Source organism: Halomonas salipaludis (assembly GCF_002286975.1).
Lineage (GTDB): Bacteria > Pseudomonadota > Gammaproteobacteria > Pseudomonadales > Halomonadaceae > Franzmannia > Franzmannia salipaludis.
Genome location: NZ_NSKB01000005.1, coordinates 458,833 through 481,459, shown reverse-complemented (window position 1 = coordinate 481,459; position 22,627 = coordinate 458,833). Strand labels below are relative to the sequence as shown.

Sequence of the window (22,627 nt, the reverse complement as noted above, 5' to 3'; positions counted from 1 at the left end):
CTGGGCGCCGCGGCTCAAGGCCGGCCCTATTCACCGAAGTGCTGGCCGTAACTATCCGGGGCCAGATCCTCGAAGCGCGTGTACTTGCCGATGAACGCCATGTGCACCGTGCCGATGGGCCCGTTACGCTGCTTGCCGATGATCAGCTCGGCGAGCCCCTGATTGTCGGGATTGTCCGGATTATAGACCTCGTCGCGATAAACGAAGGCGATCACGTCGGCGTCCTGCTCGATGGCGCCCGACTCGCGCAGGTCCGACATCACCGGGCGTTTGTTGGGACGCTGCTCCAGCGAACGGTTGAGCTGCGACAGCGACACCACCGGGCAGCCGAACTCCTTGGCCAACCCCTTGAGCGAGCGCGAGATCTCGGAGATCTCGCCGGTACGATTCTCGGAGAAGCCAGGGATCTGCATCAGCTGAAGATAGTCGATCATGATCAGGCCGATATTGCCGTGCTCGCGAACGATGCGCCGCACCCGCGAGCGCATCTCGTTGGGCGACAGCGCCGCGGTGTCGTCGATGAACAGCTGCTTGTCCTTGAGCAGGTTGACCGCCGAGGTCAGCCGCGGCCAGTCCTCATCCTCAAGCTGGCCGGTGCGCACCCGGGTCTGATCGATGCGCCCCAGCGACGACAGCATGCGCAGCATCAGCGATTCGGCGGGCATCTCCATGGAGAACACCACCACCGGCTTGTCGCTGGAGATCACCGCATGCTCGACCAGGTTCATGGCGAAGGTGGTATTGTGGACGCAGACGTCCTCGGCAACGAAATTGTGGGTTCCATCTACGCTCAGATCGTAGACCTGCTGCAGCCCCAGCGGGGTGATCTCGACGATCTCATCCCAGTAGAGATCCGACTGCGCCAGGTTCGCCAGGTACTCATCCTCGAGCACGTCGGCAAACTCAGCCGCCCGAGCACGCGACAGACAGCGCGCACTGCTCCCGGTGAGATGGAGGTTGCCACCTTCAGGCAATCGCCTACCAGCCGCCTCGAACAGGAATTTCCAGGTTCGATTGCCTTTGGCAACCTTGACATAATGATTCACTGATTCGGGCAAGCTGTCACGATTGCTATGAACTCGCTTGCCCATCAGGCAAGTGACGACCTCGGCCAGCCGGGCCTCCTTGCTGAATATCCCGATATCAGACGCGAAGACCTCGATACTGGCGCGGTCCAGCACCTCCAGCTCCCAGGGGGCATGGACAAGGTTTGCATAGCCATTGGTCTTCTCGCGCACCTTGGCCAGGATGCCGAAGCGCAGTAGTAGATGCTGAATGTCACGGATCAATTCACGACTCGAGGATGCATAACTGATCCTCGCCTGGCCATTGGCCTGCACGAAAGCGCTACCGTCGCAGGCAAACAGACGGTTGAGAAACAACGCCAACAGCGGCCGCTCAAGCTGGAAGACAGCCTCCGGGATACGTTTCTGCGGGGCTTGCAGCCCCCACACCCCGTGCGTTTCAAGAAAGCGCCGCAACGGGTTGGTGGAATTTTTTGCCACATCGGCGTAATTGGCTACCTCAAGCTCCGCCGCTGGCACGCCCAGCTCGTGGCAGAGACGCCCAAACGTCGCTTCAGCTGGCATGCTGCGACCGTTGCACCAGGCACTGACCGCCGCCTTGCTGACGTTGAGAACTCCCGCCAACGCTTCACCGCTCATCCCTGCGCGCGCCAGCGTCTGCCGCAACGTCTTGGCGAAGGCCTGACGTGAGTGCGCTAGCGCCGTTCGCTCCCTGCTGACACGCAGTGCCGGTGTGCGTCCGTCGCTCTCCACCAACCGACAAACCAGGCCAGAAAACGCTCGAATCGCCGCAGCGAAATCCTCGCGCAGTCGCGGATCGCTATTGGTGAACATGGCGCAGCTCTGGGTGGTGCCGCCATCGGCAACCATATAGGCCAGCACCTTTACCTGGTGTTCAGGCATCCGTGACTGGCCGAATACGGGAATACGCCGCGGCACGGCGACACGCTCCCCCACCTTCAGATGCGCCAACGACTGCCAGCCCTCCCCAGTCAGGAAGGGGTGGGTCAGGGTCGTGCAAATCTCGCGGCCCAGCGCAGTACGCAACCGGAAGACCGGTTTGCGGCCATCATCAACGAAAGCACTGGCCTTGGATGGGGAGAGGCGAAAATCGTCGTTCAGTGTCAGCAGATCAGCCTGCTGGCGAGCCACCAGCTCATCGATGGTGATCAGGGCACCACTGCTCGGGTCTACCAGGCGAGAGCCAGCCATGATGCATTTGCCCATCGACGGGCGTCCAGCAATGATCACCAGGTCGGAGGGCTGCAGCCCCGAGGTCATGTCGTCGAGATCGCGAAAGCCGGTCGACAGCCCGCTCATCTCGCCCTGCATGTTGAACAGCTCGTCGATACGGTCCACCGCCTTGGCGAGCAGCTCGCTCATGCCGATCGGGCCGCCCGACTTGGGCCGCTCCTCGCTGATCTGGAACACCAGCCGCTCGGCCTCGTTGACCAGCTCGTCGGCGGGCCGCCCCTGGGGCGCGAAGGCACTCTCGGCGACCTGGTTGGCAGCCTGGATCAGTTTGCGCAGGGTGGCACGCTCACGGACGATATCGGCGTAGGCCCGAATATTGCTCGCCGACGGGGTATTGCGCGCCAGCTCGGCGAGGTAGGCCAGCCCGCCCACGGTATCCAACTGGTCGCGGTTCTCCAGCGCCTCGGAGAGGGTTACCACGTCCAGCGGGTGGCCGCCCTCGGCCAGGCCCTGCATGGCGTTGAACACCAGCCGGTGTTCATAGCGGTAGAAGTCTCCCCCCACCAGCCGCTCGGAGACGGTGTCCCAGGCCTGGTTGTCGAGCATCAGTCCACCCAACACCGACTGTTCGGCTTCCAGCGAATGGGGCGGCACCTTGAGCGCGGCGGTTTCCTTATCGGTCTCTACGATGTCGTTCATGACGCTTCACGGCCTGAGGGGAGTCGGGACGGATGGCGCGCCGGATGCTCGCGCCCAACCAAGGCGCATTCTACCCCAACCCAGGCGGACACTCCGAGCCGTACACGAAAATCCCCACGCCGAGGCGTGGGGAAAGGATCGAAACAGCATGCCAGGCGTGCGACTAGAACCAGGTCTCCATCTGCACCCCGAAGCTCCACTGGCCGCCGCCGAAGCCGTCGTTGCCGAAGGAGCTGGCGCCGTAGTCGTTGAGTTCGCCGCTCCAGTCGGTGTAGGAGGCGAAGGCACGCAGCTCGGGGCGCTGCCAGAAGCCTCCCACCTGGGGCTTGAAGGTCGGTGCGATGGTGAACTTGCCGAAGTCGCCGCTGACCGCGTTACGGCCATCGAAGCCCTGGGGGTCGAGGTCCATGTACTGGTAGCTGGCCTCGTACTGCATCTCGAAGTTGTCGGTCAGCTCGTTGGCCAGACGCAGGTTGAGGCCGGCCCAGGTGTAGTCGTCGCCCTGCACGTAGCGATCCTTGCTGACCTCGGCGAGGATCGACGGCGCGAGGCGCCAGTTGGGCGCCAGATAGGTGGTGCCGTAGAGCCCGAGACGGGTGGCCTGGGCATCGTCGGTGAGGTCGCCGTCGGCGCCCAGCGTCTTGGCCTCAGCGCCAAGCCCCCGGCCGTGGATCAGCGCCGCCTTGAAGTTGCCCTCGGCGACGCCGAAGAAGCTATCGCCGTGATAGGCGATCATGGTGTGGAAACCGCTATCGGCAGCCGCGTCGCCGCCCTCGAGCGCGCGCTCGTCGTTATCAGCGGCGGACAGCCCGCTGACCATCCACTGCCAGTTGCCGATATAGTTATTGGCGGTGAGGATCAGGCTGTCGGTTTCGCCGCTGCCCGGATCCTCGCTGCCGACCACGTCGAAGTCGCTGAAGCTGCGTCCGTAGAGCGAGAAGTTACTGCGCCAGTCGTCGGCCAGCTGAACGTCATAGATCCCCGCCCCAGTGCCGGCCAGGAACACGAAGTCACTGTCTATCCAGTGGATATCGAAGTTGTCGCGATCGAAGCGTTTGCCAGCCCAGATCGAGGCATCGGCAAAGGCACCGGTAAAGCTCGGCAGGTCGCTCAGCTCGGCATAGACCTGGCGCACGTTGAGGTTGGACTCGTCGGAGGTCCAGTCATTGCTGGTCGACACCGAGTCGGCCAGCATCATCCGATAGTGAGCACGAGCGCCGTTGTCGTAGCGGGTCTTGTAGTTGAGGATCGCCTCGACATAGGTGTCCGGCTCGTTGCCCAGCCGCCCCACGGCGCCGCCCAGGCTGCCGGCCGGGGTCACGTAGGGGCCGCCATCGATGCTCTTGCGGTCCTCGCCGAGCAGCAGCCCGGAGCGGGCATAGCCGTTGAAGGAAAACCCCTCGTCACCGCTGGCCCGGCGCTCGACCCGGGCCAGGCGCTCTTCCAGTGCCGCCTCGCTGGAGCCGGCTTGACCGGCGGGTGCGGCTTGGGCTTCGGCGAGCTCGGCGCGCTGTTCGGCGGCATCGGCACGCTGCTCGGCAGCGGCGATGCGCGCCTCGAGTTCCGCCAGACGCTGCTCGAGAGCCGAATCGGCACTGGCCAGCCCCGTGGCCCCCAGGCTGGCGATGGCCACGGCGGTGACGAGTGGCGTCTTGAACATGGCTGCTTTCATGGATGCGCATCCTTTTATGCTTGTTGTGTAACGACAGCGAACGACTTAATCGATTAAGTCTACAGGCCCGAAACCAGGCCGCAGAACAGTTGCAAGGCTGGCGTGCAATGCCCTACCAGGGTGTCGCAAGACTATTCGCGACGCCGTCCGCTCACCGCCACTCAGGGCATGCAAGAGTGGCTTGTGAGCAAACTTAATCGTTTAAGCCCGTCACTGCAAAAAGCAATATGTAATATTACTACCAATGTCTAAGCGCTAGGCGTGGGCCTCAGCTAGCAGCAGGCATGGATCAGGCAGCCCTGCCACCAGGCCTAGCTCAACCGCAGCGGCGGTTCAGCGAGACCGCTAACCCCGAGGCGATTGTCGGCCTCAAGGTAACAGTAGTGTTCGAGCGGGGTCGAAGCGACTCAGGCCGTGCTGGCCTGCCAGGCCGCCACCAGGGTGCGAGCCTGCTCGCCCACCTGGCCAGCCGCCTGCCCCGGCTGGTAAAGCGCGCTACCCAGGCCCGCGCCGTCGACGCCGGCGGCGCGCCAGGCGGCGAAGTTGTCGACACCGATACCGCCTACCGCGTAGAGCCGGGTGCCGGCAGGCAGCACCGCACGCAGCGCCTGCATGCCGGCGATACCCACCTGCACCGCGGGGAACAGCTTGAGCCCGCTGGCGCCGGCGTCGAGGGCGTCGAAGGCCTCGCTGGGCGTGACCACCCCCGGCCAGCTCTGCATGTCGAGCCGTCGCGTCGCCTCGATCACCGCCGGGCGACAGTTGGGCGAGACCACCAGCTGCCCGCCGGCGGCGTGCACCTCGCGAACCTGGGCGGGGCTCAGCACGGTGCCCGCACCAACCAGCGCACGCTCTCCCAGCGCCTCGCGCAGCCGCGCGATGCTGTCGAACGGCTGGGGCGAATTGAGCGGCACCTCGAGGGTCGTGATCCCGGCGGCGAGTGCCGCCTCGCCTACCGCTACCGCTTGCTCGGGGGTAACGCCGCGCAGGATACCGATCAGGGGCAGTGTCATAGGGCAGTCTCCAGCAGATTCCATGATCAGGCCTCAAGCCTGGCGAGACGCCTGGGCCAGGCTCAGGCCGGCCAGCACGGCGGCCTCGCCGTCCAGGCAGCGGCTGGCGTGGCCCAGGGACTCCAGCGCCAAGGCATAGCGTGCGCACAGGCCGGCGTCACCGATCAGCGTGACCGGGGCCTCGGCGTCCAACTCACTGCCCAGGCCGGCCAGCTCCAGGCCGATGGTGAGCCCTGAAAGTCGCGCGGCCAGGCGGGCCCCACGCGCAGCGCCGCTGGGCAGCTCGCCATCCAGCAGATCGGCGGCACGCAGCCCGAACAGCGCCGCACTATAGCGCCCCGGCGCGCTATGGCTCTGACGCACCGCGGCGACGAAGGCCTCGCGGTCACCGGCAACACTGGGGTCGTCGTTGCCGATCGAGTGCTTGAGCAGCGAGTGGCGGGCCAGCAAGCCGTACAGCTCGCCGGTGATGCAGGTAGTGAAACGGGGCACTACGCCCCGCTCGATGCGTGCCCACTTGGCGTGGGTGCCGGGCAGGCAAACCAGTCCCGAGAAGCCAGGCTCGTGTGCCACCAGGCCGGCCAGCTGGGTCTCCTCGCCGCGCATCACATCGAAGGCACCCTCGCGGGTCTGGCACAGCCCCGGCAGCAGCTGCACGGCCAGGCGCGGATCACAGACCGGCGGGCTCACTGCGCCGCGCTGCAGGTCGTCCAGACGTGCCGGCAGCGGCAGGTAGGCGGCCTCGCGCCAGCCCTGGCGGGCACCAGCCATGCCGCACACCAGCACCGCGACGCGCCCGCTGTCGGGCAGCCAGCCGCCAATCGCGTCGAGCAGTGCCGCTTCGTAATCGCCAGGAGCGAGCGACAGCATGCCCTGCGGGCTGGTGGCCCGGGCCAGCACCTCACCTTGGGCATCCAGGGCCCAGGCGCGCAGGTTGCTGGAGCCCCAGTCGACGGCGATCCAGCTCAGGCGTTGGGCCACCGCGCTCACCATTCGGCTACCGAGCCGTCGGCGTGGGTCCACACCGGATTGCGCCAACGGTGGCCGACCTTGGCGCGCTCCTCGACGAACGCCTCATCGATCTCCACACCCAGCCCGGGGCCCTGGGGAATGGCGCAGAAGCCGTCTTCGATGGCCAGCGCCGACTTGTCGACCAGATAGTCGAGGACGTCGTTGCCCTGGTTGTAGTGGATGCCCATGCTCTGCTCCTGGATGAAGGTGTTGTGGCACACCGCATCCAGCTGCAGCGAGGTGGCCAGGGTCAGCGGACCCAGCGGGCAGTGCGGTGCCAGCGCCACATCGTGGGCCGAGGCCAGGGCGGCGATCTTGAGCCCCTCGCTGATGCCGCCGCAGTGGGAGAGGTCAGGCTGGATGATATCGATCATGCCGTCGGCCAGCAGGTCGCGGAACTGGAAGCGCGTGTGTAGCCGCTCGCCGGTCGCCAGCGGATAGCCGAGACCGCCGGCGATCTGCTTGAGGCACGGCAGGTGCTCGGGGGCCACCGGCTCCTCGACGAACATCGGATGGAAGGGTTCCAGCTCGCGCAGCAGCGCCTTGGCCATCGGGCGGTGCACGCGGCCGTGGAAATCGATGCCGATACCGACGGCGGGCCCCACCGCCTGGCGCGCCTCGGCGACCCGCGCCACCGCCTCGTCGATCTTGTGGTGGGAGTCGACAATGGCCAGCTCCGGCGTGCCGTTCATCTTGAAGGCGGTGAAGCCCTGCTCGACCAGCGCCCGGGCCCCCTCGCCCACTTCGCTGGGCCGGTCGCCGCCGGTCCAGGCATACATGCGCATCTTGTCGCGCACCGCGCCGCCCAGCAGTTGATGCACCGGCACCCCGAGATCGCGGCCCTTGAGGTCCCACAGCGCCTGGTCGATGCCAGCGATGGCGCTCATCAGGATCGGACCGCCGCGGTAGAAACCGGCACGATAGAGGATATTCCAGAGATGCTCGATGCGGTGCGGATCCTGGCCGACCAGATAGTCGGCGAGTTCATGGACGGCGGCCTCGACGGTGGCAGCGCGCCCCTCGATGACCGGCTCACCCCAGCCGTAGCAGCCCGCGTCGGTCTCGATCTTGAGGAACAGCCAGCGCGGCGGCACCTGCCAGGTCTTGAGTCGAGTGATCTTCATATGCGATTCCTCAGCGTTCGTTCGACGGTAGGGTGTCGGCTGCCTCGGCGACGATGCCGAGGTCGATGGCGGTGCGCTTGAGCACCTCGCGAGCGGCACGCTCGGCGGCCTGGGGCTGGCCTGCGCGGATCGCCGCCAGCACCCGGCCATGGCGCACCAGGCTGTCGTCGAGGGTCGCAACGCTGTGCTGCGAGTGCTGGATCAGCGCCATGATGGAGGGCCGCAGCAGATGGCCCATCTGCCGCCACACCAGATTGTGGCTGGCCCGGTAGATCGCTTCATGGAAGGCCAGGTCGTACTCGACATGGCGGGCGGCTTGCTGGGCGCTGGCGGTGATGCGCATGCCGTCGAAGGCCTGCTCGATTGCCGCGATGTCGGCGGCCACCGCGGCATTCGCGGCGAGGCTGGCAACCACCGGCTCGGCGGAGTAGCGGAAGGCAAAGATCTCACGCACCAGTTTGGGGTCGGGAGCCTCCAGCCCGGCCAACCACTCGCTCATCAGCGGGTCGAGCAGGTGCCAGTCACTGATCTGGCAGACCCGGGTGCCGCGCCCGGCGGTGCGCTCGATCAGGCCGGTGGCGGTGAGGCTGGCCAGCGCATTGCGTACCTGGTTACGGCTGACCTCGAAGTGTTTGCACAGGTCCAGCTCGCGGGGGAAGACCTCGCCCGGCTGCCAGCTACCGGCCAATAGTGCCTGACCCAACAGCCGTGCCAGGGCGTCGGCGCCACCCTGGTGGCGGGGCAGGTGATCTAGCGACATGATGGCTCTCCACGATGACAGGCCATCAGCCTATTAAATGTCTGACATTTTAGCAAGCGCGATCGACTGCCACGCCGGGCCAGACACAAGCAAGCCCCCGCAGCAGGGCTACGGGGGCTTGAGAGGCGCCGGGCGATGACACCCGACGGCGGCGGACAAAAGCCGCCTATGACGTATCGCGCTTACTCGGCGACCACTACCACGCGCACGCTGGTAGCGACTTCGGCATGCAGCTGCAGGTCGATGTCGTACTCGCCAGTGGCACGGATCGGGCCTTCCGGCATGCGCACTTCGCTCTTGGCGATGTCGATACCGGCAGAGGCGATCGCTTCGGCCAGGTCGCGCGGACCGATGGAGCCGAACAGCTTGCCTTCGTCACCGGCCTTGGAGACCAGCGACAGTTCGATCTCGCTCAGCTGAGCGGCACGCGCTTCGGCCTCAGCCTTGCGGTCGGCGGCTTGAGCTTCGAGCTCGGCGCGCTGCGCGTCGAACGCGGCGACGTTGTCCTTGGTGGCCGGCACGGCGAGGCCGTAGGGCACCAGGTAGTTGCGGCCATAACCGGGCTTGACGGTGACCTTGTCACCCAGGCCACCCAGCTTGCCAATCTTGTCGAGCAGAATGACTTCCATCTCGTTAACCTCTTGTCAGTCGCTTCGGGCCAGGCGCCCGCGGAAGTCCACGAGCGAGTCGATGAAGGCCAGAAGCAGTACAATCAGAATCATGGGCCAGGTGGTTATCAGCAATACATAGAAGGCCACCAACCACAGCCCGTTCATCCCCTTTACACCAATAAAACCATGTACCAGCGCGACACCGGCCACCAGCAGCGGCACCCAGCTGAGCATCGCCAGCGCCGGGATCCCCAGCAGCATGCCGATCACGCCCAGCACCACCAATACCGCCAGTTCCCTGGGCGCCACGCGCAGGGCGTGGAACTCCTGGCGAAAGCCGCCAGGGTTATACAGCCCGGCCTGCCAGCTGCGCGCCAAGGCCAGGCAGGCTACCGCGGCCACCAGCACGATCAGGCCGGTCACCCCGCCGATCAGCAACACCGCCAGGCGCTCGGTATCGAGCCCCTGATTGGCGAACTCGGTGAGCATGCGATCGACCTCTGCCGAGTTCTGCCGCACCTGCTCGAGCAGCGGGCCGGCCCCCCCGGGAGGCACGAACAGTCCCAACTGGACCATCGCCGCGCCGGCCAGGGCGCCGACGATCAGCGCCTCGCTCCAGCGCATCCGCGCACGCAGCACGCTGGCCATCAGCGTGACCAGCAGCACCGTGGCCAGCGGAATGGCATCGCCCTGCATCCACCACCAGCCGGAGGGCAGCGCTGCGGCGAGGATCACCGGCATCGCCGATGCCAGGCCGTGACGCAGCGTCACCAGGGCGGCAATGGCGGCACTGAACCAGAACAGCCAGGGAACGACGGCGGCGAGTGCCGCGGCCCCCACCGCATAAGGGGTGCCACGCATCAACCAGCGAGCGACGGGCAGCATCACGCCAATGGCTTACTGGTGGCTATCGGTGTACGGCAGCAGCGCCAGGTAGCGCGCCCGCTTGATCGCGGTAGACAGCTGGCGCTGGTAGCGGGCCTTGGTGCCGGTGATGCGGCTCGGTACGATCTTGCCGGTCTCGGTGACGTAGGCCTTGAGCGTATCGATATCCTTGTAATCGATCTGCTTCACGCCTTCGGCGGTGAAACGGCAGAACTTGCGGCGACGGAAAAAGCGTGCCATGAAAAAGTCTCCTATGGTCGTGCGAAATCAGTTGGCTTCGGCGGTTTCTTCTTCGTTCTCGTTCTCGTTCCGCTCGCGGGGCTTGTCCTCGCGACGCGGACGCTTGTCTTCCGCCGGCTTCATCATCGGTGATGCTTCGGTGATGGCTTCCTTGCAGCGCACGACCAAGCTACGCAGGATGGCGTCGTTGAAGCGGAAGATGTTCTCGATCTCTTCGAGGGTCTCGCCGCGGCACTCGACGTTCATCATCACGTAGTGAGCCTTGTGGATCTTATTGATCGGGTAGGCCAAGTGACGGCGACCCCAATCTTCCAGACGATGCACGGTACCGCCGCTCTCAGTGACGAGAGTGGTGTAGCGCTCGACCATCGCCGGAACCTGTTCGCTCTGGTCCGGGTGGACCATGAACACGATTTCGTAATGACGCATGCTAGCTCCTTTCGGTTTGACAGCTTCCTGAGGCCTGACGTGGCACGACCAGGGGAAGCAAGGAGGTGATAGTGGAAACACTAATGCCCGCACGAAGGACGCACGGGCGCCAATATTCTAAGGACTAAAGGCAAATTTCGCAAGCTGGAGGGAGGGATACACAGGGCGACACCGCTCGGCATTGAGATGGAGCGAGGGACGCCGGGGGCAGGTCGAAGAGGGGGTTTGCGCCATGGATGGCGCAAGGTAGCGCCCAGGGACGGGTTTACAGCGCCCCCTCGTAGGCCTGCCGACGGATCAGTCCCGAGCGGTGCCGCTTCCTGCGATAATCTTGAAGGGGAACAAGGCCCGCCGTACTTATCTTCCAGCGTCTAGCGCCGTGTATCTCACTGATGGCGCTGTCGCACCGCCTCGAACAGGCAGACGCCAGTGGCCACTGAAACGTTGAGGCTGGAGACGCTGCCGGCCATCGGCAGCTTGACCAGGCCGTCGCAGGCCTCGCGGGTCAGGCGCCGCATGCCCTTGCCCTCGGCGCCCATCACCAGCGCCGTGGCGCCGCGAAAGTCGGCCTCGAACAGGCTGGCGTCGGCCTCGCCGGCGGTGCCGGTGATCCACACCCCCAGCGCCTTGAGCTTGGCCATGGCCCGCGCCAGGTTGGTGACCTGATAGACCGGCACGCTCTCCGCCGCGCCACAGGCCACCTTGCGTACGGTGGCGTTGAGCGGCGCGGCCTTGTCCTTGGGCACGATCACACCGTCCACGCCGGCGGCATCGGCACTGCGCAGGCAGGCGCCGAAGTTGTGCACATCGGTAACGCCGTCGAGGATCAGCAGCAGCGGCGGCGGCGCATCGACCGGCCATGCCTCGAGACGCAGCCACAGGGAAGCCTCTCCCTCGGCGGCCAGCGGCGTACAGAACGCAACGATGCCTTGGTGGGCCGCCCCCTGGGCCAGCTCATCGAGCAGCTCGCGAGGCTGGCTGACCAGCCGTGCGCCGCGCTGCTGGGCAGTGTCGACCAGCTCGGCAAGCCGCGCCGCGGCCCCGCCCTCCTGCACCCACAGCTCACGGGGGCGCTCGCCGCGCTCGAGCAGTGCACGCACCGCGTGCACGCCGTAGACCGCATCCAGGCCGCCGGGGGGCTGGGCTCTATTGCCTTTCGGCGACGGCTTGCGGCGCTTGTGTATCGCCATCAGCGCTTGCCACCGCCCTTGGGCTTGCGCGGGCCGCGGCGGCGGCGCGGCTTGCCGCCCGGCGCCTCGGCCTTGTCGCTCTTGGCGCCGTCCGACTTGGCAGCGCTCGGCTTGCCGCGCTTGGGCGTGCGCTTCGGCCGCGGCTTGTCGTCGACCAGATCGAAGTCGAGCTTGCGCTCATCGAGGTCGACCCGCGCCACCTGCACGGTGACGCCGTCGCCCAGGCGATAGGAGACTCCCGAGCGCTCGCCCTTGAGGCGGTGCTTCTCGGCCTCGTAGTGGTAGTAGTCGGAGGGCAGCGAGGTGACGTGGACCAGGCCCTCGACATAGATGTCGTCGAGGCGCACGAAGATACCGAACTGGGTGACCGAGGCGATGGTGCCGTCGTAGACCTCGCCGAGCTTGTCGGACATGAACTCGCACTTGAGCCAGTCCTCGACATCGCGGGTGGCGTCGTCGGCGCGGCGCTCGGTCATCGAGCAGTGCTCGCCGAGTTCGATCATCTGCTCGAAGGTATAGGGACACCAGCTGCTCGGCGGATCCACCGGTGCGCCATCGGCGCGCAGCACCGTGGCGGTCTGCCGTGGGCCGCGCACCACCGAACGAATCGCGCGGTGCACCAGCAGATCAGGATAGCGGCGGATCGGCGAGGTGAAGTGGGCATAGGCCGGATAGGCCAAGCCGAAGTGGCCCTCGTTGTGCGGCGAGTAGACCGCGCGGTTCATCGAGCGCAGCATCACGGTCTGGATGATGTCGGCATCGGGGCGATCCTTGATCACCTCGGCGAGCGCACGATAGTCCTGAGGCGTGGGGTCATCGCCGCCACCCAGCGACAGGCCGAGCTCGTTGAGGAACAGGCGCAGCTTGTCGAGACGCTCCGGCGTCGGCGGCTGGTGGATGCGGTACAGCGCCGGAAGGTCGTGCTTGTCGAGGAAACGCGCGGTGGCCACGTTGGCGGCCAGCATGCACTCCTCGATGATCTTGTGGGCATCGTTGCGTGAACGCGGCACGATGTTCTCGATCTTGCGCTCCTCATTGAACAGGATCGCCGTCTCGGTGGTCTCGAACTCGATGGCGCCGCGCTCGCTGCGCGACTCACGCAGCAGGTGGTAGAGCGCGTGCAGATTCTCCAGCGACGGCACCAGCTCGCGGTATTCGTCGCGCAACGCGGCACGCTCGGGGCTCTCCTCGCTCTCGAGGATCTTGCCAACTTTGTTGTAGGTGAGACGAGCATGGGAGCGGAACACCGCCTCGTAGAAGCGGTAGCGGCTGATCGTACCGCTCTGGGAGATGTTCATCTCGCAGACCATCGCCAGGCGGTCGACGTCTGGGTTCAGCGAGCAGAGTCCGTTGGAGAGCAACTCCGGCAGCATCGGCACCACCTGCCCCGGGAAGTACACTGAGTTGCCGCGGGTGTGGGCCTCCTGGTCCAGGGCAGTGCCGGGGCGCACGTAGTGCGAGACGTCGGCGATCGCCACCAGCAGCTTCCAGCTGCCGGACTTGGTCTTCCAGGCGCACACCGCGTCGTCGAAGTCCTTGGCGCTCTCGTCGTCGATGGTCACCAGCGGCACGTCGCGCAGGTCGATGCGGTGCGCCTTGTCCTCCTCGGCGACCTCGGCCGACATGCTGGCGATCTGGTCGAGCACGTCGGGCGGGAAGTCGGCGGGAATATCGTGACTGCGGATGGCGATGTCGATCTCCATCCCCGGATCCATGCGCTCGCCGAGCACCTCGACCACTTCGCCCACCGGCTGTACCCGGGTCTCGGGCTGCTTGACGATCTTGGCCGAGACCACCTGGCCGTCCTGGGCGCCGCCGCAGGCACTATGGGGAATGATCACTTCCTGGGAGATGCGCGAATTCTCGGGAATCAGCACCCCGAACTCATCGCTGTTCTGGCGGTAGACGCCGACGATGGTCTGGGTATTGCGGGCGATGATCTCGGCGATGGTCGCCTCGTCGCGGCCGCGGCGGTCGCGGCCACTGACCCGCACCAGCACGTGGTCGCCGTGGAACACGCGGCGCATCTGACGCGGCGGCAGCACCAGGTCGGGCTTCTTGCCGTCATCGCGGATCAGGAAGCCAAAGCCGTCGCGATGGCCAAGCACCTTGCCCTTGATCAGGTCGAGCTTGTTGATCAACGCATAGGCGCCGCGGCGGTCGCGCAGGATCTGGCCGTCGCGCTCCATCGCCGCCAGGCGGCGGCGCACCGCCTCGAGCTGATTGTCATCCTCGAGGCCCAGCATGCGGCTCATGTTCTCGTGGGTGATCGGCTTGCCGTAGTCTTCCAGACGGGCCAGCAGGTATTCGCGACTGGGGACGGGATTGTCGTACTTGTGGGCTTCACGTTCCGCGTGGGGGTCGTCGCTGAGCGTCCAATGAGTCATGCGAGGGGCGTCCTTGAAGAATTGCGCGCGAGGCACTGCGGGCGGGAGGCAATATTCGGTCGTGTTGTCAATGTCATGGCGGCAGTATAGCGCCGCCGCTCTCCACACCCAACCATTGCCGACCCGCAGTGCTCGCTGGTGCACTGAAAAGGCGCCCAGGCGGCGCTCTGGGCTTGCAATTCACTGCGCAATCGGTATGATGCTGGCCACTTGCCCAGATGGCGGAATTGGTAGACGCGCTAGCTTCAGGTGCTAGTGTCCTTACGGACGTGGAGGTTCAAGTCCTCTTCTGGGCACCAATCGACGTCTTCGGATGTCACGGGATGCAAGTCCCACGCTCTTTATCAGCTCGACGGTTCATGTTCGCCCAGGTGGCGGAATTGGTAGACGCGCTAGCTTCAGGTGCTAGTGTCCTTACGGACGTGGAGGTTCAAGTCCTCTCCTGGGCACCACGCGAACATGACCACACGATACGCCCAGGTGGCGGAATTGGTAGACGCGCTAGCTTCAGGTGCTAGTGTCCTTATGGACGTGGAGGTTCAAGTCCTCTCCTGGGCACCACGCGTATCGTGCAGCAAGAGCCCCCTTCGATGTATCCGCTGCCCAGATGGCGGAATTGGTAGACGCGCTAGCTTCAGGTGCTAGTGTCCTTACGGACGTGGAGGTTCAAGTCCTCTTCTGGGCACCACTGCTGGTAATATCCCCTCTAATATCTCTGCACCACCGCCCCGAAACCATCAAGGTGGCGCATTCTCGTGCCTGCTCACTGAGCACTGCTAGCTAAGCACTGACTAGGCTAGTCGAAGCGGCCCGGCAGCCTGGCGACCTCACCCAGCGCCCAGCCGTCGCTGACCACCCGGCTCTCCAGTCGCTGTGCCTCGGCCGCGGGCAGGTTGGGAAAGAAATCCAGCCCGGTGCGCGCCTCGACCTCGTCGATGCTGACCAGGTAGTCGTCGAGGGGCTCATCGCCAGCGACCTCCTGGGGCATGATGAAGGCCAGCGCCAGCGGCTGCTCGGCGGGCACCACCAGGATCTTGTAGAAGGCCTCGGGAATCTCCACCAGCCCCACGCGATTGAAAACGTTGTCCATGAATCGCTCGGGAAACACCGGGCCGGTGATCACCTGCACCACCCCGAAGCGCGGCACGAAATGGTCGATCACCACCTCCTCGAGGCGCTGCCAAAGGCGTCGGTTGAGGTCCGGGCGCTGCGGCGAGATATTGCTCATCAAGAAGCTCTGCGCCTGGGCCTCGACGCCATGCACTGCGGCGATGGCGTAGTTGGGCGCCAGGTGGCCGCGGTCATAGCCGCTGCCGAAGTAGCTATCCGGCGCGATCGGCCACAGGGTGCGCCAGTCGCGTTGAAAATTGGGCCGCGGGCCGGCACGCGGATCCTCCACCTCATGCAGGGTGTAGCTGACCCACAGCGGGTTGACGCGCAGGTCCGACCAGCCGACCAGGAAGCCGTCGTTGCGCAGCACCCGATGCAGGCTGGTCGGCGTCGGCGACTCCCAGGTCGGCACCCCCATCCACACCAGCTGGTCGCGATATTCCTGCTCCTGGCTGTACCACAGGCCGCTGCCGACCAGCACGAATACCAGGCTGATACCGAAGCCGCGCGCCCGTCGGCGCCAGCGAGATATGCGTCGCTTCATATAGTGAACACTTGCTGACTCTCGATCATCCGTGAAACGGGGCCACGCCGGAACGCACCACGTTAGCTAAAGCGCCCCAGTAAGTACTTACCAACCGACCGAGAACATCGTCTCCAGGTCGTGGCGCGAGTGTACCTGCATGGCATTGAGGGTCTCGGTCTCACGGATCCCCTCGACCTGGTCGAGGCGCTCAGTGACCAACTGGGCCAGCCCCTCGAAGTCGCGGGTGCGGGCGATCGCCACCAGGTCGTAGCGACCGCAGGTGGAGAACACTTCGCTGATGCCCTCGACGTCGGCCAGGCGCTCGGCCACGGCCTTGATCTTGCCCTTCTCGGCGTTGATCAGAATCACGGCGTTCTGCATGGGTCGCTCCTTGAATGGGGGTAAAGCGGTGGCGGGATTATAGCAGCGTGGCGCGCCCGGCGTCCTTTGCACAAGCTAGGTGGCAGCTCGGAGCTAATCCGGCGGCAGGACTACGAGGGGGCGCTGTAAACCCATCCCTGGGCGCTACCTACGCCATCCCTGGCGTAGAACCCCCTCTTCGCCCTGCCCCCAGCGTTCCTCGCATTGGCCACTGCGATGGTCACTGTCATCGCACAGCAAGATGCTCCGTTACAGGCACGGCGGCACGCCGATCACCGGAATCCCCACGAACAGCGTGGCCACCGCCGAGAACAGATAGAGCCCAGCGGATACCGCGGCCACGAAACGCGGCCTGCCCATTTCGTCACGGGCCATCTGCAGACAGGCCCAGGCTAGCCAGGCGAGCAGCGCCGTGGTCGCCGCGGTGAGCAGGCCCAGTACCACATTGATGGCGGTCAGCGCGCCCTGCTGCGGTGCCGGCGGCGCCACCGCGCAGGCCACCGACAGCCCACCGTAGATCGCCACGAACCATAGGCTCCACAGCGTCAGCCCGATGACCAGATGCAGCGGATGGGTCAGCGCCAGGCGGCTCATGCCCCACCTCCCAGCCACATCGGCATCGTCACCAGGGCGAATACCACGATCCAGAAGACCATCAAATTGTAGCGCCACAGCCGAGCCACCACGGCGGGCTCGAAGGGCGCCTCGGCGCTGACGTAGCCGTAACCGACCCGCAGCCCCTGCAGCAGGGTCAGTATGGTGCCCAGAGCGCCGTGCAGCAGCACGTAGATCAGGCCGAGCAGCAGCACCGCGTCGTGGGCCGTCTCGGTGGCGGCGAGACCGGCCTGCCAGATCACCCAGATGAGCAGCGCCAGCTGTGCGCCGCCCAGTGCGGTGACCGCGAACAGCCCCAGGGCCAGGCCGCGGTCATCCTGGCGGCGCAGGCCGCGCACCAGTTTTTCCAGCCACAGCGTACCGGCCGTCAGCGCTACTCCCGCCAGCACCATCAGCGGCAGCGACAGCGGCGAGGTGTCGGGCATGCGCCATTCCGGTGAGACCGTCCACAGGTAGAACCAGCCGAACAGGTACGACAGGAAGAAGGAGCCGTTGGCGAGCAGCGCAATCGACATCGCCCATAGCCCCGGGCCATCCATGGTCCGCGAGTGAAGCGGCGGGTCGCCGGGCTGCACCTGGGCGTCGGGTGCGGCTCTGGGGTGCGCACCGTTCTCCCACGACCAGCGTAGCAGGAAGCCCACCGCCGCCAGGGTGGCAAGGCCGGCCAGCGGATAGAGCCGCGCCAGCAGGCACACACAGACCACCGCCAGCGCCAACGAGGCGAACAGCGGCCACCAGGAGTTGCCTGGCAGGTGAACGATCTCGCGCACCTTGCCGGTGAGCGGATCGCTGCCCCACAGCTCGCGGCGGCCGTGGTCGATCACCGCCAGGTCGTGCCGGCCCTCGGCGATGGAGCGCGGCAACTCGGGGTCGTCCCACAGCGGATGGCGGCTGTCGACCCGTGGCAGGCTGGCGAAGTTGTAGGCGCTGGGCGGCATCGAGGTGGTCCACTCCAGGGTATCGGCGTTCCAGGGGTTCTGCGGCGCCGGCCGGCCGAAGCGGAAGTGCAGGGCGATATCCAGCAGCACCATGGCAATCCCCGCCGACATCACGAACCCGCCGATCGACGACAGCATGTTGAAGATGTCCCAGCCCATCACCGTCTCGTAGGTATAGATGCGCCGCGGCATGCCCAGCAGACCGGTCCAGTGCATGATCAGGAAGGTCGCATTGAAGCCGATGAAGGTCAGCCAGAAGCCCCAGCGACCCAGGCGCTCGGAGGGCATGCGCCCCGAGAACAGCGGCAGCCAGTAGTAGAGCCCGGCCATCAGCGGGAACAGCATGCCGCCGACCAGCACATAGTGCATATGGGCGACCACGAAGTGGGTGTCATGGACCTGCCAGTTGAACGGCACCAGCGCCAGCATCACCCCGGTCAGGCCGCCGCACACGAAGATGATCAGGAAACCGAGGACCCACAGCATCGGCAGCTTCATCACCGGCCGCCCCAGCCATAGCGTGGCCAGCCACACGAAGACCTGGATCGCGGTGGGCACCGCCACCAGCATGCTGGCGGCGGAGAAGAACGCCTGGGCCAGCTGCGGAATCCCCACCGTGAACATGTGGTGCACCCACAGCCCAAAACTGATGAAGCCGGTGACGATGATCGCCAGCACTACCCAGCGATAGCCGACGATGGGACGGCCGGCGAACACCGGGATCAGCGTCGAGACGATGCCTGCGGCGGGCAGGAAGATGATGTATACCTCGGGGTGACCGAACAGCCAGAACAGATGCTGCCAGAGGATCGGGTCGCCGCCGGCGGCTACCTCGAAGAACGGCATGCCCACCGCGCGTTCCAGCTCGAGCATGATGCTGGCCAGGATCAGCGGCGGAAAGCCGACCACGATCATCAGCGCCATGGCCAGGATGTACCAGGCGAACAACGGCATCTTGTCCAGCGACATGCCGCGGGTGCGGGTGCGCAGGATCGACACCACCAGCTCGACGCCGGCCGAGAGCGCCGAGATCTCGACGAAGGTGATGCCCAGCAGCCAGAAGTCGGAGCCCGGTCCCGGCGAAAATTCGCCGCTGCTCAGCGGGGTATACATGAACCAGCCGCTGTCCGGCGCCACCTCCAGGAACAGGCTCGAGGTCAGGATGATGCCGCCGAACAGGTAGCACCAGTAGCCCAGCGAAGTGAGGCGCGGGCAGACCAGGTCGCGGGCACCGATCATCTTGGGGATCATGTAGATCGCCAGCCCCTCGAGCATGGGGATGGCGAACAGGAACATCATCAGCGTGCCGTGCATGGTGAAGACCTGGTTGTAGATCTCCGGCGCCATGAACTCCTGGTCGGGGAAGGCCAGCTGGGTACGCACCAGCATCGCCAGGATCCCGCCGATCAAAAAGAACACCATCCCGGTGGCCATGAAACGCAGGCCCAGGGTGGTGTGATTGACGATGGACAGCGCCTTGAGGCCACGCGGGTTGCCCCATACCTCGTGCATGTCCTCATGCAGGCGCTGGGGATCTCGCGGCGTCGACGTCTGGGCGGTCTCGCTCATGGGCTCAGGGTCTCCAGCCAGGCGCCGAGCGCATCCAGCGTCTCGGCATCGAGGTGGTCGTGGGACGGCATGCGGTTACCGGGCTTGAGCTGCTGATGATGGCGCAACCAATGGGCGATGGCGCCCTCCTCCATCGCCAGGCGCCCGGCGCCAAGGCTGACGCGGTCGCCGATATCGCTGAGGTCGGGACCCTGCTGGCCGTCGCTCACGCCGGCGACGCGGTGGCAGCTGGCGCAGTGCTCGACGAAGGTATCGCGTGCCGCCTGATGATCGTCGGATTGCTCGGGCGGCGCCTGGCGCTCGGCCAGCCAGGCATTGAAGTCGTCGCGCGGCATGGCTTCGACGTGGAGCTGCATGTTGGTGTGCTGGGCACCGCAGAACTCGGCGCACTGGGCGCCGAACACCCCGCTGGCATCGGCTTCGAGGCGGATCACGTTGGTGCGCCCGGGGATCATGTCGATCTTGCCACCCAGGCGCGGAATCCAGAAGGCGTGGATCACGTCCGCGCCGGTCACATGAAAATCCACCGGCTCGCCCACCGGCATCATCAGTTGGTTCGAGGTCACCACCTCGCCGCCCTCGGCATCCGGGTAGCGCACCTCCCACCACCACTGATGGCCGGTCACCTCGATGCGCTCGACCTGCTGGCCGTCGGGCAGCGGCAGTGGCAGCATGCGCTGCCCGACGGGTACGCCGAAGGCCAGCAGTAGCACGATCGATAGCCCCGGCAACAGCAGCCCGCCGCCGATGATCCAGCGCCGCGCGATGCGCTGCTCGTCGCGGCTCGAGCGGGCCACGCGCCGGCCACCGCGGAAAGCGTAGAGCCACAGCGCGGTGATCACCACCAGCACCACGGTAGAGAAGGCCAGCATGCCCCACCACAGCCAGGCCACCTCGCGGGCGGCCTGGCCGGCCGGGTCGAGAATCGAGCGATCGCCGCTGCAGCCGACCAGCATGAGCCCCAGCCACGCCGCCAGGCAGCGCGCGCCACGGTTGACCCACCGCCGCGGGACGCGTTGAATGCCAGATACCCCTACTGCACCGCTGGCGCAAAGGACGCGACCATGGCCAAGCCCCCCTCCCCCAAGATTCCACAGCGTTCGATCAAGAGTCGCGTCTCTCTCGGCGGCCACCCGCTGCATCCGGTGATGATCCACTTCCCGGTGGCCGCGCTGATGGCGCTGGTGGCCAGCGACCTGGGCTATCTGTTGAGTGGCGATCCCTTCTGGGCCCGTGCCAGCCTGTGGCTGGCCGGCGTCGGCGCCTTCGGCGGCTGGATCGCCAGCGTCGCGGGCATCATCGACCTGGTCACGGTCAAGCGCATTCGTCGCCTGATCACCGGCTGGAGCCACGCCATCATCGCCGTGATGATGCTCTCGCTGGCCTCGCTCAACTGGCTGTTCCGGCTCGACGACCCCAGCGACATGCTGCCCTGGGGGCTGGCCCTGTCGTTGATGACCGCGGCGATGATCGCCCTGGCCGGCTGGCTCGGCGGCCAGCTGGTCTACGAGCATGCGGTGGGGGTCGACGTCGACGACTGAGCGCGGCCGTATCCCTGGCGAGTGCTGCATTCGGCGCCTCCTCATGAATGGCGTCAGGCGAACGGCTTGGCCAGCACCAGTGCGATGACCGCCAACATCAACACTGACGCCAGCGTGGCAATCAGTGCGCTCAGCGTCCATACCCCCCGCCAGTGCTGCTGCTCGACGCGCAGGATCAGCCAGCCACACAGTGCATGGCACAACACCATGCCGACCACTGAAGCAAGCTTGAGCACCAGCCAGCCGCCGGTGAGGCCGTGAACCAGGAACAGCAGGGTGCCGGAGGCTATGGCCAGCAGCGCCGCCGGGGTGGCGGCACTGTTGAACAGGTAGCGAGGGATCGGCGGGGCATCATGATCGAAGCCGCCATCGGCGCGCTGCCGCACGCTGGCCATCAGCAGGGCTGGCAGGTAAAGCAGGGCGCCGCACCAGCAGACCAGTGCGGCGATATGCACGAACTTGATCCACGGCATGGCGGCATCCTTGCGTAGCAGTTCGAGTCAGGACGTTATGCCAAACACCCTACCCCAGCGGTGCCTCGGGCGCCAAGCGCCACCGCTCACTGCCGCGATGACTCGAGCGCCAGCAACCGCGCCTTGAGCGCCTCGCCGCCGCTATAGCTTCCCAGGCCGTCGGCGGCCACCACCCGGTGGCAGGGAATCAGCAGCGGCAGCGGGTTGGCGCCGTTGGCGGCGCCGATGGCGCGCGCCGCCCCTTCCCTTCCCAGCCGCTTGGCCAGCTCACCGTAGGTGCGCGTCGCACCGTAGGGAATGCGCAGCAGTGCCGCCCACACTTGGCGCTGGAAGTCGCTACCCTGGGGCGCCAGCTCGAGACTGAAACTGCGCCGACGCCCATCGAGATAAGCCAGCACCTGGTCACGCGCGGTGGCGAAGCCGGCATCGTCGCGCTGCCAGTCGTCGCCGACCTCGAGGCTCGCCTCGCCGTCGAGCAGCACCAGATGCGTCAGGCCGTGTCGATCACCGGCCAGCAGAATCTCGCCGAACGGCGAGGCGAACTGGGTATAACGCATGATCTCTCCTTGATTCGATAGTGTGGCGCCGCGCCTGGCGCGACATCTCGACGCAGATTCGCGGAACACCGGCCAGATGCTCTAGCATGAGGGCGAACTGCACGGCGTGGGTACTGTCACATACAGGTCGATGACGGGCTCGCTCGTTGTAGGATAGCGCCAGTCTCGCGCAATGTTCGAGGCCTGCGCTGCGGGGTAGCCAACGCTTACCCCCATTCATAGAGGCGGACACCGCCCGACCATGGACGGCCCCTGGGTCGCCCTCAAGCACCGTGAAGGGAGTCTTCGCCGCCCCTGGCAGGGCATAGCGAAGCCCCCAATAAAGGATGATAAGGAGATACCATGGCTAACCAGAGTCGTCGTGACTTCATGCGTAACAGTCTGCTGGGCATGGCTGCCCTGCCGCTGGGTGCGGGCATTCTGTCGAAGAGCGCCTTCGCCGACAGCCTGCCGCGCCTGGACCCGAGCGCCCCCGAGGCCGAGGCCCTCAACTACGTGGAGGATGCCAGCGACGCCAGCGATCACCCTGCCTATGAAGAGGGCGAGCGCTGCGACAACTGCATGTTCTACACCGAGGCCAATGAAGGCTGCTCGCTGTTCCCGGAAAACAGTGTCGAGCCGGCCGGCTGGTGCCAATCGTGGGTCGAAATGGGTTGATACAGCATGGTTCCAGCGCC

At 66.0% G+C, this 22,627-nt stretch carries 21 protein-coding genes and 4 tRNA genes; 6 read left to right on the top strand and 19 right to left on the bottom strand.

What is annotated here, in order from left to right:
* Nucleotides 1–26: 26 nt before the first annotated feature.
* The 12 genes from dnaB to rnr form a co-directional block, all read right to left on the bottom strand.
* A complete protein-coding gene (dnaB, locus tag CK498_RS15370; RefSeq protein ID WP_095621715.1) occupies nt 27–2,918 on the bottom strand; it encodes a replicative DNA helicase in 2,892 nt (963 codons plus the stop codon).
* 163 nt (nt 2,919–3,081) lie between these two features.
* A complete protein-coding gene (locus CK498_RS15365; RefSeq protein ID WP_095621714.1) occupies nt 3,082–4,590 on the bottom strand; it encodes a carbohydrate porin in 1,509 nt (502 codons plus the stop codon).
* Between the two features lie 407 nt (nt 4,591–4,997).
* Complete coding sequence (locus tag CK498_RS15360) at nt 4,998–5,603, bottom strand: 2-dehydro-3-deoxy-6-phosphogalactonate aldolase (RefSeq protein WP_095621713.1); 606 nt, start codon at nt 5,601–5,603, stop codon at nt 4,998–5,000.
* Nucleotides 5,604–5,636: 33 nt separating this feature from the next.
* Nucleotides 5,637–6,584, bottom strand: a complete 948-nt coding sequence (locus tag CK498_RS15355) for a 2-dehydro-3-deoxygalactonokinase (protein WP_229359097.1) — start codon at nt 6,582–6,584, stop codon at nt 5,637–5,639.
* Nucleotides 6,585–6,589: 5 nt separating this feature from the next.
* Nucleotides 6,590–7,738, bottom strand: coding sequence for a galactonate dehydratase (gene dgoD, locus CK498_RS15350; protein WP_095621711.1), 1,149 nt, complete (start codon nt 7,736–7,738; stop codon nt 6,590–6,592).
* A gap of 10 nt (nt 7,739–7,748) precedes the next feature.
* A complete protein-coding gene (locus CK498_RS15345; RefSeq protein ID WP_095621710.1) occupies nt 7,749–8,498 on the bottom strand; it encodes a FadR/GntR family transcriptional regulator in 750 nt (249 codons plus the stop codon).
* A gap of 182 nt (nt 8,499–8,680) precedes the next feature.
* Entirely contained in the window at nt 8,681–9,127 is a 447-nt protein-coding gene (gene rplI, locus CK498_RS15340; RefSeq protein WP_095621709.1) for a 50S ribosomal protein L9, read from the bottom strand.
* Nucleotides 9,128–9,142: 15 nt separating this feature from the next.
* A complete protein-coding gene (locus CK498_RS15335) occupies nt 9,143–9,994 on the bottom strand; it encodes a YybS family protein (RefSeq protein WP_095621708.1) in 852 nt (283 codons plus the stop codon).
* A 12-nt stretch (nt 9,995–10,006) separates the two neighbouring features.
* The gene (rpsR, locus tag CK498_RS15330; protein WP_076746520.1) at nt 10,007–10,234 is read right to left on the bottom strand and encodes a 30S ribosomal protein S18; all 228 of its coding nucleotides are present in this window, start codon (nt 10,232–10,234) and stop codon (nt 10,007–10,009) included.
* Nucleotides 10,235–10,261: 27 nt separating this feature from the next.
* Entirely contained in the window at nt 10,262–10,663 is a 402-nt protein-coding gene (rpsF, locus tag CK498_RS15325; RefSeq protein ID WP_095621707.1) for a 30S ribosomal protein S6, read from the bottom strand.
* A gap of 386 nt (nt 10,664–11,049) precedes the next feature.
* Nucleotides 11,050–11,853: a 23S rRNA (guanosine(2251)-2'-O)-methyltransferase RlmB gene (gene rlmB, locus CK498_RS15320; RefSeq protein ID WP_095621706.1), complete on the bottom strand. Its 804-nt coding sequence runs from the start codon at nt 11,851–11,853 to the stop codon at nt 11,050–11,052.
* Nucleotides 11,853–14,240: a ribonuclease R gene (rnr, locus tag CK498_RS15315; protein ID WP_095621705.1), complete on the bottom strand. Its 2,388-nt coding sequence runs from the start codon at nt 14,238–14,240 to the stop codon at nt 11,853–11,855. Before rnr ends, rlmB begins: the two co-directional genes overlap by 1 nt.
* A 212-nt stretch (nt 14,241–14,452) precedes the next feature.
* Between rnr and CK498_RS15310 the strand changes: the two genes are divergently transcribed.
* The 4 genes from CK498_RS15310 to CK498_RS15295 all read left to right on the top strand — a co-directional run bounded on the left by CK498_RS15310 (nt 14,453) and on the right by CK498_RS15295 (nt 14,928).
* Nucleotides 14,453–14,539: transfer RNA gene (locus tag CK498_RS15310), tRNA-Leu, on the top strand.
* Nucleotides 14,540–14,605: 66 nt separating this feature from the next.
* Nucleotides 14,606–14,692 (top strand) — tRNA-Leu (locus CK498_RS15305).
* A gap of 22 nt (nt 14,693–14,714) precedes the next feature.
* Nucleotides 14,715–14,801: transfer RNA gene (locus CK498_RS15300), tRNA-Leu, on the top strand.
* 40 nt (nt 14,802–14,841) lie between these two features.
* Nucleotides 14,842–14,928 (top strand) — tRNA-Leu (locus tag CK498_RS15295).
* Between the two features lie 108 nt (nt 14,929–15,036).
* On the opposite strand, the gene CK498_RS15290 is transcribed toward CK498_RS15295, so the two are convergent.
* From CK498_RS15290 to coxB, 5 genes are all read right to left on the bottom strand, one after another.
* A complete protein-coding gene (locus tag CK498_RS15290) occupies nt 15,037–15,894 on the bottom strand; it encodes a DNA/RNA non-specific endonuclease (protein WP_095621704.1) in 858 nt (285 codons plus the stop codon).
* Nucleotides 15,895–15,981: 87 nt separating this feature from the next.
* Nucleotides 15,982–16,257 (bottom strand): Lrp/AsnC family transcriptional regulator, encoded by a 276-nt coding sequence (locus tag CK498_RS15285; protein ID WP_076746515.1) that lies wholly within the window; start codon nt 16,255–16,257, stop codon nt 15,982–15,984.
* Between the two features lie 249 nt (nt 16,258–16,506).
* Nucleotides 16,507–16,851, bottom strand: coding sequence for a hypothetical protein (locus CK498_RS15280; protein ID WP_095621703.1), 345 nt, complete (start codon nt 16,849–16,851; stop codon nt 16,507–16,509).
* Complete coding sequence (gene ctaD / locus CK498_RS15275) at nt 16,848–19,379, bottom strand: cytochrome c oxidase subunit I (protein WP_095621702.1); 2,532 nt, start codon at nt 19,377–19,379, stop codon at nt 16,848–16,850. The genes CK498_RS15280 and ctaD overlap by 4 nt, the downstream gene beginning before the upstream one ends.
* Complete coding sequence (gene coxB / locus CK498_RS15270) at nt 19,376–20,335, bottom strand: cytochrome c oxidase subunit II (protein ID WP_095621701.1); 960 nt, start codon at nt 20,333–20,335, stop codon at nt 19,376–19,378. The genes ctaD and coxB overlap by 4 nt, the downstream gene beginning before the upstream one ends.
* Before the next feature lie 108 nt (nt 20,336–20,443).
* On the opposite strand from coxB, the gene CK498_RS15265 reads away from it, so the two are divergent.
* Nucleotides 20,444–20,920, top strand: a complete 477-nt coding sequence (locus tag CK498_RS15265; RefSeq protein ID WP_095621700.1) for a DUF2231 domain-containing protein — start codon at nt 20,444–20,446, stop codon at nt 20,918–20,920.
* Nucleotides 20,921–20,973: 53 nt separating this feature from the next.
* Here the strand turns inward: CK498_RS15265 and CK498_RS15260 are convergent, their stop codons facing one another.
* Complete coding sequence (locus CK498_RS15260) at nt 20,974–21,393, bottom strand: CopD family protein (RefSeq protein WP_095621699.1); 420 nt, start codon at nt 21,391–21,393, stop codon at nt 20,974–20,976.
* Nucleotides 21,394–21,479: 86 nt separating this feature from the next.
* Nucleotides 21,480–21,950, bottom strand: coding sequence for a methylated-DNA--[protein]-cysteine S-methyltransferase (locus CK498_RS15255; RefSeq protein WP_095621698.1), 471 nt, complete (start codon nt 21,948–21,950; stop codon nt 21,480–21,482).
* Nucleotides 21,951–22,292: 342 nt separating this feature from the next.
* On the opposite strand from CK498_RS15255, the gene CK498_RS15250 reads away from it, so the two are divergent.
* Nucleotides 22,293–22,607 carry a high-potential iron-sulfur protein gene (locus CK498_RS15250; RefSeq protein ID WP_095621697.1) on the top strand — a complete coding sequence of 105 codons (315 nt, stop codon included), beginning with the start codon at nt 22,293–22,295 and terminating at the stop codon, nt 22,605–22,607.
* Nucleotides 22,608–22,627 lie beyond the last annotated feature (20 nt).

Coding starts and splice junctions, on each gene's coding strand:
- dnaB (WP_095621715.1), bottom strand. CDS start 2,918: ATGAACGACATCGTAGAGACCGATAAGGAAACCGCCGCGCTCAAGGTG.
- CK498_RS15365 (WP_095621714.1), bottom strand. CDS start 4,590: ATGAAAGCAGCCATGTTCAAGACGCCACTCGTCACCGCCGTGGCCATC.
- CK498_RS15360 (WP_095621713.1), bottom strand. CDS start 5,603: ATGACACTGCCCCTGATCGGTATCCTGCGCGGCGTTACCCCCGAGCAA.
- dgoD (WP_095621711.1), bottom strand. CDS start 7,738: ATGAAGATCACTCGACTCAAGACCTGGCAGGTGCCGCCGCGCTGGCTG.
- CK498_RS15345 (WP_095621710.1), bottom strand. CDS start 8,498: ATGTCGCTAGATCACCTGCCCCGCCACCAGGGTGGCGCCGACGCCCTG.
- rplI (WP_095621709.1), bottom strand. CDS start 9,127: ATGGAAGTCATTCTGCTCGACAAGATTGGCAAGCTGGGTGGCCTGGGT.
- CK498_RS15335 (WP_095621708.1), bottom strand. CDS start 9,994: ATGCTGCCCGTCGCTCGCTGGTTGATGCGTGGCACCCCTTATGCGGTG.
- rpsR (WP_076746520.1), bottom strand. CDS start 10,234: ATGGCACGCTTTTTCCGTCGCCGCAAGTTCTGCCGTTTCACCGCCGAA.
- rpsF (WP_095621707.1), bottom strand. CDS start 10,663: ATGCGTCATTACGAAATCGTGTTCATGGTCCACCCGGACCAGAGCGAA.
- rlmB (WP_095621706.1), bottom strand. CDS start 11,853: ATGGCGATACACAAGCGCCGCAAGCCGTCGCCGAAAGGCAATAGAGCC.
- rnr (WP_095621705.1), bottom strand. CDS start 14,240: ATGACTCATTGGACGCTCAGCGACGACCCCCACGCGGAACGTGAAGCC.
- CK498_RS15290 (WP_095621704.1), bottom strand. CDS start 15,894: ATGAAGCGACGCATATCTCGCTGGCGCCGACGGGCGCGCGGCTTCGGT.
- CK498_RS15285 (WP_076746515.1), bottom strand. CDS start 16,257: ATGCAGAACGCCGTGATTCTGATCAACGCCGAGAAGGGCAAGATCAAG.
- CK498_RS15280 (WP_095621703.1), bottom strand. CDS start 16,851: ATGAGCCGCCTGGCGCTGACCCATCCGCTGCATCTGGTCATCGGGCTG.
- ctaD (WP_095621702.1), bottom strand. CDS start 19,379: ATGAGCGAGACCGCCCAGACGTCGACGCCGCGAGATCCCCAGCGCCTG.
- coxB (WP_095621701.1), bottom strand. CDS start 20,335: ATGCTGGTCGGCTGCAGCGGCGATCGCTCGATTCTCGACCCGGCCGGC.
- CK498_RS15265 (WP_095621700.1), top strand. CDS start 20,444: ATGGCCAAGCCCCCCTCCCCCAAGATTCCACAGCGTTCGATCAAGAGT.
- CK498_RS15260 (WP_095621699.1), bottom strand. CDS start 21,393: ATGCCGTGGATCAAGTTCGTGCATATCGCCGCACTGGTCTGCTGGTGC.
- CK498_RS15255 (WP_095621698.1), bottom strand. CDS start 21,950: ATGCGTTATACCCAGTTCGCCTCGCCGTTCGGCGAGATTCTGCTGGCC.
- CK498_RS15250 (WP_095621697.1), top strand. CDS start 22,293: ATGGCTAACCAGAGTCGTCGTGACTTCATGCGTAACAGTCTGCTGGGC.